4 protein-coding genes are annotated in these 12,690 nt (G+C 77.0%); all 4 read left to right on the forward strand.

Going from position 1 to position 12,690, the window contains the following annotated elements:
• The first annotated feature begins 120 nt into the window (after positions 1-120).
• Genes ACLQ2U_RS29285 through ACLQ2U_RS29300 form a run of 4 tightly spaced genes read left to right on the forward strand, consistent with a single transcriptional unit; the run spans position 121 to position 12,681 of the window.
• Positions 121-3,594, forward strand: coding sequence for an AMP-binding protein (locus tag ACLQ2U_RS29285; protein ID WP_425754130.1), 3,474 nt, complete (start codon positions 121-123; stop codon positions 3,592-3,594).
• Positions 3,591-6,863, forward strand: a complete 3,273-nt coding sequence (locus ACLQ2U_RS29290) for a thioesterase domain-containing protein (RefSeq protein ID WP_425754131.1) — start codon at positions 3,591-3,593, stop codon at positions 6,861-6,863. Before ACLQ2U_RS29285 ends, ACLQ2U_RS29290 begins: the two co-directional genes overlap by 4 nt.
• Entirely contained in the window at positions 6,860-9,163 is a 2,304-nt protein-coding gene (locus tag ACLQ2U_RS29295) for a lantibiotic dehydratase (protein WP_425754132.1), read from the forward strand. The genes ACLQ2U_RS29290 and ACLQ2U_RS29295 overlap by 4 nt, the downstream gene beginning before the upstream one ends.
• A complete protein-coding gene (locus ACLQ2U_RS29300) occupies positions 9,160-12,681 on the forward strand; it encodes an amino acid adenylation domain-containing protein (protein WP_425754133.1) in 3,522 nt (1,173 codons plus the stop codon). The genes ACLQ2U_RS29295 and ACLQ2U_RS29300 overlap by 4 nt, the downstream gene beginning before the upstream one ends.
• The last annotated feature ends 9 nt before the right edge of the window (positions 12,682-12,690 follow it).

Below are 12,690 nucleotides of genomic sequence, written 5' to 3' on the forward strand. Positions count from 1 at the left end.
TCTCCTTCCCCAGGCATCGAGGCATATCCTGCTTCCATTGTGAAGTCCTGGGGGGGATCATGATCACAGCCGTCGATGCCTGCGCATATGTCCACATGGGAGTGAGACCCGCTTCCTGACATGGCGCTACCGACGATCATCCACACGTTCGCGGACGTCGCCGCCGCTCGACCCGAGCGACCGGCGATCCTCGGCGAGACCCACGAGGTCAGTTACGCCGCGCTCGCCCGGGCCGCCGGGGGGCACGCCGCCGCGCTCGCCGCCACCGGCGTCCAGGCCGGCGACCGGGTCGCCCTGCTCACCGGGCACGGCGCACCCACCGTCGCCGCGATCCTCGGCACCCTCGCCGCGGGATGCGCGTACGTGCCGCTGGACCCGGGGTTCCCCGTCGACCGGCTGCGGCACATGCTCGCCGCCGCCGAGGCCCGCGTGCTCGCCTGTCCCGCCGCGCACCGGGACCTGGCCGAGACGCTGCGCGCCGGCCGGTCGGACGTCCGCGTGCTCGTCCTCGACGAGGCCGCGTCCGCGCCGCTGCGCCCGGTGCCCGTCGACCCGGACGCGCCCGCGTACGTGCTGTTCACCTCGGGCTCCACCGGGATGCCCAAGGCCGTCGCGCAGACCCACCGCAACCTGCGGCACGTCGTCGACAACCAGATCCGCACCCTGTCCATCGGCCCGGACGACCGGCTCAGCCTGCTCGCCTCGTTCAGCTTCGACGCGGCCATCCCGGACCTGTACCCGGCGCTGCTCACCGGCGCCGCCGTCGTCCCGGTCGACCTGCGGCGGCACGGGCTGGCCCACACGGTGGAGCAGTTGGCGCGGCACCGGGTGACCGTCTACCACTCCACCCCGACCGTCTACCGGTTCCTGCTCGACATCCTCGGCGAGCGCCGGATCGACTCCGTGCGGGTGCTGCTGCTCGGCGGCGAGCAGGCCACCGGGGTCGACGCCGCCCGCGGCCGGGACCGGTTCGGGCCGGGCTGCGTCCTGGTCAACGGCTACGGCGCCACCGAGATGACGTTCGCCGCCCGGCACACCCTGCCGCTCGCCGCGGCCGACCCGACGGCCACCGGGCCGCTGCCGATCGGCAGCGCGCTGCCCGGGTACGAGCTGCGGCTCACCGACGCCGGGGAGATCGTGGTCCGCAGCCGGCACCTGGCCCCCGGCTACCTCGGCCAGGACAGCGACCGGTTCGCCGTCGACCCCGACGGCGAACCGACCTACGCCACCGGCGACCTCGGCGAACGGCTGCCCGACGGCGCGCTGGTCTGCCTCGGCCGGCTCGATCGCCAGGTCAAGGTGCGCGGCTTCCGGGTCGAGCTGACCGAGATCGAGGTGGTGCTCGCCGCCCAGCCGGGCGTCGCTGCCGTCCGCGCCGTCGCCCGCGACGGCGAGCTGCTGGCGTACGCGACGCCGGCCGGCGGGTCCCTCGACCCGGCGGCCCTGCGCGACGCGCTGGCCCGACGGCTGCCGGAGTACGCCCTGCCCGGCGCGGTGGTCGTGCTGGACGCCTTCCCGCTCACCGTGACCGGCAAGATCGACGAGCGGGCGCTGCCCGACCCGGCGCGGGACGTCCCGGCCGGGCAGGAGCCGGCCACCGACACCGAACGCGCGGTGCACGACATCTGGTGCGCCGTCCTCGGCCGTGCCGCGGTCGGCCGCGACGAGACCTTCTTCGACGCCGGCGGCCAGTCCCTGCTGCTCAACCAGGTGCAGCAGCGCCTCGCCGCGCGGTTCGGGGTGACGCTGCCGATGGCGCGGCTCTTCGCCCACCCCACCGTGGCGGCGCAGGCCCGGCTGCTCGACGCGCCGGCCACCGTGCCGCCCGCGCCGACCCTGTCCACGCCGGCCACGCCGCCGGTCGCCGGCCGGGAGTACACCGGCGACGAAATCGTGGTGGTCGGGCTGGCCGGACGCTTCCCCGGCGCCCCGGACGTGGCCACCTTCTGGTGGAACGTCTGCGCCGGGGTCGACTCGGTCCACGACTACTCCGACGCCGAGCTGGCCGCCCTCGGCATCGGTCCGGGCCTGCGCGCCGACCCCCGGCACGTCCGGGCCGCCGGCCGGCTCGACCGCGTCGCCGACTTCGACGCCGAGTTCTTCGGGATGGGCGCGCAGGAGGCGGCGCGGACCGATCCGCAGCACCGGCTCTTCCTGGAGACCGCGTGGGAGGCCCTGGAGGCCGCCGGGCACGACGCGGCCCGCTTCCCCGGCCTGATCGGCGTCTACTCGGCCACCTCCGCCAACCGGTACTTCCTGTTCCACCTGATGGACAACCCGGCAGTGGTGGGGGAGGTGGACCCGGACGACTGGGAGGCCCGGCTGATCGGGCGGCAGTTCACCGACCACCTGCCCGGCCAGGTCGCGTACCGGTTGGGGCTGACCGGGCCGGCCGTCGCGGTGCAGAGCGCCTGCTCCAGCTCGCTGGTCGCGGTCTGCCTCGCCGCGCAGAGCCTGGCCGACTACCAGTGCGACATCGCCCTCGCCGGCGGGGTCAACGTCACCTGGCCGCGCTACCGGCACACCCCGGGCGGCCTGGCCTCACCGGACGGCCGCTGCCGCGCCTTCGACGAGGCCGCCGCCGGCTCCGGCTTCGGCTCCGGGGTCGGCGTGGTCGCGCTGCGCCGGCTCGCCGACGCCTGGGCCGACGGCGACCGGATCCACGCGGTCCTGCCCGGCTGGGCGGTGACCAACGACGGCCCCGACCGGGCCGGCTTCGCCGTGCCCGGCCCCGCCGGCCAGGCCGCCGCCGTGGCCAACGCCCTCGCCGCCGCCGAGGTCGCGCCCGGCGAGGTCCGCTTCATCGAGGCCCACGGCAGCGGTACGCCGCTCGGCGACGCCATCGAGGTCGCCGCGCTGCACGAGGTGTACGGCGGGGCCGCGCCCGCCGAGTCCTGCGCGCTCGGCTCGGTCAAGACCAACATCGGCCACCTCGACGCCGGCGCCGGCATCGCCGGGCTGATCAAGACGGTGCTCGCCGTCCGCCACGGGCTGATCCCGCCGAACCTGCACTTCACCCGACCGCACCCGGAGATCGACCTGGCCGGCGGCCCGTTCTACGTCCCGACGAAGGCGCGCGACTGGCCGGAGGGCCCGCGCCGGGTCGCCGGGGTCAGCTCCTTCGGGCTGGGCGGCACCAACGCGCACGTGGTGGTGGAACAGCCGCCCCCGGACGAGCCGCCGGACGTCCCGCCGGCGGCCGCGCAGCTGCTGCCGGTCTCGGCGCGTACCCCGCAGGCGCTGCGGGAGGCGCTGACCCGGCTGCGGGCCCACCTGGCCGGCGCCGCCCCGGCGCTGCCCGAGGTCGCGGCCACCCTCGCCCTCGGCCGGCGGCCCTTCGCCTGCCGCGCCGCGGTGGTCGCCGTCTACCCGGCCGGCGCGGTGACGGCGCTGGACGAGCTGCTCGACACCGGCGCCGGGGTGGCCGGCGCCCCCGGCGAGCTGCGCGACCTGGCCGTGCGGTGGGTGTCGGGCCGGGACGTCGACTGGACCGCGCTGCATCCCGAGGGCGGCGTGCGCCGCACCGGACTGCCCGGTTACCCGTTCCAGCGCCGGCGGCACTGGATCGATCCCCCTCAGAAAGGCGCGCGGTGAACTGGTTCGTCTCGCCCGGAAGCCGACCACAGGCGCCGGTGCAGTTGTTCTGCCTCCCCTACGCCGGTGCCGGTGCGAGCGCCTTCCGCCGGTGGCCGGAGGGGATCGGCGCGGGCGTCGAGGTGCTGCCGGTGCAGTTGCCCGGCCGGGAGAACCGGATCAGCGAGGATCCGGCGTTCGCCGTCGCCGCCGTCGCCACCGCCATCGCCGACCGGGCCGACCGCCCGTATGCGATCTACGGCCACTCGATGGGCGGCCGGGTCGGCTTCGAGGTGGTCCGCGAGCTGCGCCGCACCGGCCGGGCGTTGCCGCTGCGGCTCTACGTCGGCGGCGCCCGCGCCCCGCACGTCACCGCGCCGAGCCTCTTCGACGGTCTGTCCATGGTGGATGACGACGAGCTGCTGCGCCGGCTCGGCGACGGCGGTGGCCTGCCGGCCGAGCTGCTGGCGCACCCCGAGCTGGTGGAGCTGCTGCTGCCGCTGCTGCGCGCCGACTTCGGTCGGGTGGACAGCTACCGCTACCTCCCGGGGGACCCGCTGCCGGTGCCGATCGTCGCGTTCAGCGGCCGGCGTGACCGGGCGGTGAGCCGGGAGCAGAGCGCCGCCTGGGCGGAGCACAGCGCCGCCGGGCTCACCCTGCACGAGATCGACGGCGGGCACTTCTTCCTGCACGACCGGCTGCCCGAGCTGCTCGCCGCGATCCGCGTCGACCTGGCGGGGGCCCTGGAGACCGGCACGGCCGGCCGCACCGGGGCGCCGGGCCGGACGGCCACCGGCGCCGCCGGCCCGGTCGTACCCGCGAAGGGAGCCGCCGTGACGACGACCGGCGCGGGCCCGGTCACCGGCACCGGCGCGGGCCGGGCCGCCGCCCGGGCCGGCGGGCACCGGGTGCCGCTCGGCGACACCGGCTGGTCGGTCTGGCGGGACGCCATCCTGCGGACCACCGGCTTCCCCGCCGACGGGCTGGAGCTGTTCTCCGCCCCTCGGGCCGCCGCCGCGGCCGATCAACTGCTCGCCACCGGCGCCGACGTCGCGCAGTTCGACAAGGAGTTCGACGAGGCCGTCCGCGCGTCCGCGCACCGGCTCAGCGAGCTGGCCGGCGACCCGCTGCTGCGCGAGGCGGTCACCTGGCAGAACCGGGGCGTGCTGGTCGCGCTGGACGGCCTCGTGCGCGGTGGCGGCGACGCGGCCCGCAACGTGCGGCGCCGGGATCGGGAGCGGGCGCTGCTGAAGTACTGGCAGCGGTACTGCGGCAAGAACGAGACGGTCGGCTTCTTCGGGCCCAGTTGCTGGATCACCCTCGACCCCACCCTGGCGCGGACCGCCGAGGTGCGGCCCGGCCCGACGCTGACCCGGCACCGCTGGGTCCGGTTCGAATCCTGGGCGCTGAGCGCGTACGCCGAGCGGATCGGCGCCGACCTCGCGGTGCGCCGCTGGTGGCCGCCGGTGCTCGCCGCCCACCTCAGGCTGCGCGACCGGACCGTGCTGCGGCCCGGCCGACCACCGGTCACCCTCTCCCCGGTGGAGGCCGCGCTGCTCGGCGCGGCCGACGGCCACCGTCCCGCCCACCAGCTGGTGACCGACCCGACGATCGGGCTGCGCCGGCCGGAGGACGGCTACGCGCTGCTCGACCGGCTGGTCGAGCGGGAGCTGGTCACCTGGGACCCCGCACTGCCGGTGAGCCCGGCCGCCGAGGAGGTGCTCGGGGCCCGGATCGACGCGATCGGCGACGCCGGGCCGCGGCAGGCGGCGCGGGCCGGGTTCGACCGGCTCCGCGCGGCCCGGGACGCGGTGGCCGCCGCGGCCGGCGACCCGGACCGGCTCGCGGCCGCCCTCGACGCGCTCGACGCGACGTTCACCGAGCTGACCGGCCAGCCGGCCCGGCGCCGGGCCGGCCAGATGTACGCCGGCCGGACCCTCTGCTACGAGGACACCAGCCGCGACCTCGAGGTGCTCTTCGGGGCGCCGCTGCTGGCCGGGATCGCGGCCCCGCTGGACGTGCTGCTGCGGGCCGCCCGATGGATGGTGACCGCGCTGGAGGAGGCGTACGGGGCGGTGTTCCGGGAGCTCTACGAGGAACTGCGGGCCGAGGCCGGCGCCGGCCCGGTGGCCCTGTCCGACCTGTGGTACCTGGTCCAGGGGCTGTTCTGGGGCACCGGGGACCGGCCGGTCGACGCGGTCGCCGCCGAGTTCGCCGCCCGCTGGGCGGGGTTGTTCGGGTTGGACGCGCTGCCCGCCGGCACCACCGAGGTGCGGATCCCGGTCGCCGCGCTCGCCGAGCGGGTCGCCGAGGTCTTCCCAGCCGCCCGTCCCGACTGGTCAAAGGCCACGATCCACAGCCCCGACCTGCAGATCTGCGCGTCGGACGCGGACGCGCTGGCCCGGGGCGACTGGACCGTCGTCCTCGGTGAGCTGCACGCCGCGTGGTCGTCGTTCGACTGCGAGGTCTTCACCCCGTCGCATCCCGACGTGGAGCAGCTGCGCGCCGGGCTCGCCGAGGACCTCGGCCCGCGGCGGATCCGGCTGCTCTTCCCGGACGACTGGCTGCGCCGGACCAGCCGCACCGCGGAGGCGCTGACCGGGCCGACCGACCGGCAGCTGGCCTTCCTCCCGGCGCCGGGTGCCGACCCGGACCGGGTGCTGCCCACGGTCGACCTCACCGTCGCCGACGCCGACGGCCGGCTGACGGCCACCGCCGGGGACGGGCAGCGCTGGTCGCTGACGGAGGTCTTCGCCGAGCTGCTCAGCGCCCATGCCGTGGACGGGTTCAAGCTGGTGGCCGCGGCCCCGTACACGCCCCGGATCGTCCTGGACCGGCTGGTGGTCGCCCGGCAGACCTGGCGGACCACGGTGGGGGAGTGCGGCCTGGGCGACGTCACCGGGGAGCGGGACCGCTACCTGGCGGTCCGCGCCTGGCGCCGCCGGCTCGGCCTGCCGGAGCAGGTGTACGCCAAGCTCGGCACCGAGACCAAGCCCTGCTTCGTGGACCTGACCAGCCCGGCGTTCGCGAACATGTTCTGCGCGATGGTCCGCGCCGCCCGTACCGATGGCGGCGACGGGACGTCGCTGGTGGTCAGCGAGATGCTGCCGACCCCGGCCGACGCCTGGGTGCCGGACGCGGCCGGCCGGCGCCACCTCAGCGAGCTGCGGCTGCACATCGTGGACGCCGCCGAGGACCCTCCGGGCACCTCGCCGCCGGGAGCCGGCGAGGTGCCCGGAGCCGGCGAGCTGGCCGGGGCCGGCGTCGCGGAGCGGGAGGAGGCCCGATGAGCCACCGTATCCCCCTCGGCGACACCGGCTGGTCGGTCTGGCGCGACGTGGTGCTGCGCACCGCCGGGTTCCCGGCCGCCGGGCTCGACCGGTTCGCCGCCCCCGAGGCGGCCGTCGCCGCCGACGCGCTGCTCGCCGGCGAGGTCTCCACCGAGGTCTTCGAGAAGGCGGTCCGCGAGGCGCTGGCGGACGGGTCCGCGGCGGCGGGGGAGATCGCCGCCGACCCGCTGGTCCGCGAGGCGGTCACCTGGCAGAACCCGGACATGCTGATCGCGCTGGACGGGCTGCTGCGGACCGACCCGGCGGTGCGCAACGTCCGCCGCCGCAAGCGCGAGCTGAGCCTGCTGCGCTACTGGCAGCGCTACTGCGGCAAGGCCGAGACGATCGGCTTCTTCGGCCCGGTCTGCTGGGGCACCCTCGACCCCGCCGACCCGGACACCCGGCTGCGGCCGGGGCCGGGCCTGGTCGCCCGGCGGCAGGTCGTCTTCGAGGCGTGGGCGCTGATGGCGTACGCCGACCGGCTCGCCGCCGACCTCGCGGTGCGCCGCTGGTGGGCGCCCGTCCTGCCGCCGCACCTGACCGTGGAGGGCCGGCGGCTGTGCCGGCCGCTGCACCCGCCCGTCGAGCTGTCCGCCGCCGAGGCGCGGCTGCTGGCGTACTGCGACGGGCGTACCCCGGCCGGCGCCCTGGCGGAGCGGGCCCGCGCCGCGGGCGACGTGCGGACCGCGGCCGACGCGTTCCTGGCCATGGACCGGCTGGTCGAGCGCGGCCAGCTGACCTGGGACGCGGCGCTGCCCAACAGCCCGGACGCGGAGCGGGTGCTGCGCCGCCGGATCGCCGTGATCGGCGACCCGGCGGTCCGCGCCGAGGTGGCCGCGGGCTTCGACGGGCTCTGCGCGGCCCGCGACGCGGTCGCCGCGGCCGCCGGTGACCCGGACCGGCTCGGCGCGGCGCTCGAGGCGCTCACCGCGGAGTTCACCGCGGTCACCGGCCGGCCCGCCACCCGGCACAGCGGCCAGATGTACGCCGGCCGCACCGTGCTGTACGAGGAGACCGGGCGGGACCTCGACATCACGGTCGGCGCCGCCGTGCTCGACGCGCTGGCCGCTCCGCTGGCGATCGTGCTCCAGGCCGCCCGCTGGCTCACCGCGGAGATCGGGGCGGGCTGTCAGCGGATGCTCGCCGAGCTCCACGACGAACTGCGCGCCGACGGCCCGGTGCGGCTGGCCGACGTCTGGGCCCTCGCCCAGGCGATGCTGCTCACCCCGGACGGTCCGGTCGCCGCGGCGACCGCCGGCTTCACCGCCCGCTGGGCCGAGCTGTTCGGGCTGCACAGCGTGCCACCCGGCCAGGCGGAGCTGCGGCTGCGCAGCGCCGACCTGGCCGAACGGGTTGCCACGCTCTTCGCCGCCGACGCGCCCGGCTGGCCGTCGGCCCGGATCCACAGCCCGGACGTGCAGGTCGGCGCGGCCAGCGTGGACGCGCTCAACCAGGGCGAGTTCCTGCTCGTCCTCGGTGAGCTGCACCCCGCCTACGTGCCCTTCGACAGCGCGGTGCTCACCCCGTTCCACCCCGACCCGGACGCGCTGCGCGCCGGGCTCGACGCCGACCTGGGACCGGCCCGGATCCGGGTGCTCTACCCGGAGGGGTTCCCCCGGCAGACCACCCGCACCACGCACGCCCTCACCGGCCCGGACGACCGGCAGCTCGGCATCGACACCGCCCGCGGCGCCGACGTCGACCGGCTGGTGCCCGCCACCGCGGTCCGGGTGGAGCGGGTCGGCGACGAGCTGACCGCCGTGCTGCCCGACGGGGGCCGCTGGCCGCTGGTGGAGATCTTCGCCAACCTGCTCGGCTCCCTGCTGCTGGACAGCTTCAAGCTGCTGGACCCGGCCCCGTACACCCCCCGGATCACCATCGACCGGCTGGTCGTCGCCCGCCGCACCTGGCGGACGACGGTCGGCGCGAGCGGGCTGGCCGGCGTCGTCGGCGAGCCGGAACGGTTCCTCGCGGTACGCCGCTGGCGGGTCCGCCTCGGGCTGCCCGAACGGGTCTTCGTCAAGGTCGGCACGGAGGTCAAGCCCTGCTTCGTCGACCTGACCGGCCCGCTGTACGCCCAGTCGCTCTGCGCCATGGTCGACGCCGCCGCGAAGAGCGGACCGGACGTCGCGCTGGTCGTCGGCGAGCTGCTGCCGGAGCCGGCGGAAGCCTGGGTGACCGACATCGAGGGCCGCGGTCACGTCAGCGAGCTGCGCCTGCAGATCACCGATCCAGCGACCTACCGGGGAGTGAACGGGTGACCGACATCCTGTCCATCGGCGCCGCGCACGGGGAGTCACTGCCCTGGCCGGACGCCACCCTGGCCGACCTGATCGTCGATCGGGCCGCCCGTACCCCGGGCGCGGTCGCGGTCCGCCAGTGGGACGACCGGCTCACCTACCGGGAGCTGGTCGGGCGGGCGGCCGGGGTGGCCGCCGCGCTGCGGGCGCGGGGCGTCGGACGGCAGACCCGGGTCGGCGTCTGCGGCGAGCGCCGGCCGGACCTGGTGGTCACCGTGCTCGGGGTGCTGCTCGCCGGCGGCTGCTACGTGCCGCTGGAACCCGGCGGCCCGCGCCGGCGGCTGCGGGAGATCGCCCGGGACGCCGGGGTGTCCATCGTGGTCGGTGACGCGGCCGGGGCGGAGTTCGGCGACCCGCCGGGCGTCGAGACGCTCGGGCTGCCCGGGCCGGCCCCGCTGGCGCCTTGCCCGGCCCTCCCCGGCGACCCCGCGTACGTGCTGTTCACCTCGGGCTCCACCGGGCGGCCCAAGGGGGTGCTGACCACCCACCGCAACGTGGTCGAGTTCGTCACCGGCTGCGCCGCGCTCAGCGGCGCCGACGCCGGGGTGCGCAGCCTCGGCATCGCCTCGCTCGGCTTCGACGCGGCCACCATGGACCTGTTCGTCCCGCTGCTGCTCGGCGGCGCGGTGCAGCTGCTCGGCGCGGACGACCGCGCCGACCCGGCGCGGCTGGCCCGGTTCATCGCCGCGCACGAGGTCAACTGGGGCTTCATCACCCCCACCGTGCTCGCCATGCTCGACCCGGCGGAGCTGCCCGGCTGGCGGGTGGTGCTCTGCGGCGGCGAGGCGGTGCCGGCCGAGCTGGCCGCCCGCTGGGCCCCGGGCCGCCGCTTCCTCAACGGGTACGGCCCGACCGAGACCACCGTGCTCGCGGTCAGCGGCGAGCTGACCGGCGCCGAACGGGATCCGGTGCCGATCGGCTCTCCGCTGCCCAACCACCGGGCGTACGTGGTCGACGCCGAGCTGCGCCCGGTCGCCGTCGGCGAGACCGGGGAGCTGCTGGTCGGCGGCCCCGGACTCGCCGACGGCTACCTCGGCCGGCCCGCGCTCACCGCCGAACGGTTCGTCCCGGACCCCTTCACCGACCGGCCCGGCGAGCGGCTGTACCGCACCGGCGACCTGGTCCGGCAGGACGCGGACGGCCGGATCGTCTACCTCGGCCGTACCGACCGGCAGGTCAAGATCCGGGGGCAACGGATCGAGCTCGGCGAGATCGAGGCGGTCCTCGGCGACCATCCCGAGGTGCGCCAGGTGGCGGTGGAGGCGGTCGCCGCGCCGGCCGGCACCGAGCTGGTCGCGTTCCTCACCCCCGCCGACGCGCCCGACGGCGAGGCGCTGCGCGCGTACGCCGGGCCCCGGCTGACCGCGGCCATGCTGCCGGCTCGGGTGCTGCGCCTGGCCGAGCTGCCGGTCAGCCCGACCACCGGCAAGCTGGACCGGCCGGCGCTGCGCGCCCTGGCCGCCGCCCGGCCCGACGCGACGGCCCACCGGCCGGCCGTCGGGGCCGACGACGGTGACCCGGTCGCCGCGACGGTGGCCCGGGTCTGGACCCGGCTGCTCGGCGCCGCCCCCGCGCCGGGCACCGACTTCCTCGCCGCCGGCGGCAACTCCATCGCCGCGATGCGCCTGGTCGCCGTGCTCCGCGCCGAGCTGGGCCGGCACGTCGACACCCGGGACGTCTTCGCCGGCCGGACCCTGGCCGGGCTGGTCGACCGGATCCACGCCGCCGCCCCGGCCGTGGGCGAGGGGCTGACCACCGGCAACCCGCCCACCATCTCCCCGCCGCAGCGTCGACTGTGGTTCGTCGACCAGCTCGCACCGTCCAGCACGCCGTACAACATCGCCGTCGCGCACCGGCTCCGCGGCGAGCTGGACACCGCCGCCCTCGGCGCCGCGCTGCGGGCCGTCGCCGAACGGCACGACGTGCTGCGCTGGCGGATCCCGCAGACCGGCGGCGTGCCGTACGCGGTCTGCGAGGAACCGACCGACGTGGCGGTGCCGGTGGTGGACCTGACCGGCAGCGCGGACGCCGACGGTGAGCTCTCCGCCATGCTCGCCGCCGGCGCCGCGCACGCCTTCGACCTGGCCACCGGGCCGCCCTGGCAGGTGACCGTCTACCGGCTCGGCCCGGGCGACCACGTGCTCGCGGTCACCCTGCACCACGCGGTCTTCGACGGCTGGTCCGAGGCGATCCTCTACGCCGACCTCGCCACCGGGTACGCCCAGGCGGTCGCCGGCCGCACCCCGAAGCTGCCGGCGCTGCCCGCCACCTACGCCGACTACGCGGTCTGGCGGGCCGACCGGGACCGGCGGCGGGGCGCCGACGACCTGGCCTGGTGGGTCGAGCACCTGCGCGCCGCGCCGACCGTGCTGGACCTGCCCCGGGACCGGCCCCGCCCGGCGGTGCAGACCTACGCCGGCGCGGAGGCGGCCGTCGTGCTGCCCGAGGCGACCGACCGGGCGGTCCGCGAGCTGGCCGCGCGACGCGGCACCACCGTGGCCGCGGTGCTGCTCGCCGGCTTCGGCGAGCTGCTCAGCCGGCTCACCGGCGGCGACGACCACGTGGTCGGCGCGATCGTCGCCGACCGGCGGCTGGCCGCCTTCGACGACGTGGTCGGGTTCTTCATCGACACCGTGCCGGTGCGGGTCCGCACCCGCGGGGTCAGCTTCGCCGAGCTGGTCGACCGGTGCGCCGCCGAGCTGCATGAGGCGACCGCCCACCCGGGCGCACCGTTGGAGCGGATCGTCGAGGCCCTCGGCGTGGGCCGGGACACCGCCCGCGCGCCGCTGGTGCAGGTGCTGTTCAACGTCCTCAACTTCGCGCCGCCCCGACTGGCGCTGACCGGGCTGCGCGGCGAGCCGGTCCCGGTGCCGAAGCCGGGATCGCCGTTCGACATCACCGTCTACGTGGTGGAACGGGCCGGCCGGTTCCGCGTCGAGGTGGTCCACAACCCCGACCTGTTCGACGCCGAGCGGATCGAGGCGCTGCTGGCCGACCTGGTGGCCCTGGTCGGCGCGCTGGCCGCCGCCCCGGACGAGCCGGTCGGCGCGGTGGCCGCCGAGCTGCCCCGGCCCACCGTCCGGGTGGCGCAGCTCGGCGCGATGACGGTCGCCGCCACCGAGCAGGCCCGGCTCCCGGTCTCCGCCGGCCCGGACGCCTTGACCGACACCGAGGAGCTGATCGCCGGCATCTGGCGCGAGGTGCTGGAACGCGACCGGGTCGGGGTCGCCGAGAACTTCTTCGACATCGGTGGCCACTCGCTGGCGCTGGCCGCGGTGCACGCCCGGCTGACCGCCGCCACCGGCCGCTCGATCCGGATGCTCGACCTGTTCCGGTACCCCACCGTCCGGGCGCTCGCGGCCAGCCTCGACGGCGCCGCCGAGCGCCCGGAGCTCGCCCGCGCCGCGCTGCGGGCCGCCGCCCGACGCAGCCGTACCCGCCGTACCCCACCCCGCCGCCCCGGCGGCTCCGCGGAATGAAGGACACCG

The organism is Micromonospora sp. DT47 (assembly GCF_049844475.1).
Classification (GTDB): domain Bacteria; phylum Actinomycetota; class Actinomycetes; order Mycobacteriales; family Micromonosporaceae; genus Micromonospora.

Bases quoted from the DNA above. Each gene is read 5' to 3' on its own strand.
- ACLQ2U_RS29295 (WP_425754132.1), top strand. From the start codon at position 6,860: ATGAGCCACCGTATCCCCCTCGGCGACACCGGCTGGTCGGTCTGGCGC.
- ACLQ2U_RS29285 (WP_425754130.1), top strand. From the start codon at position 121: ATGGCGCTACCGACGATCATCCACACGTTCGCGGACGTCGCCGCCGCT.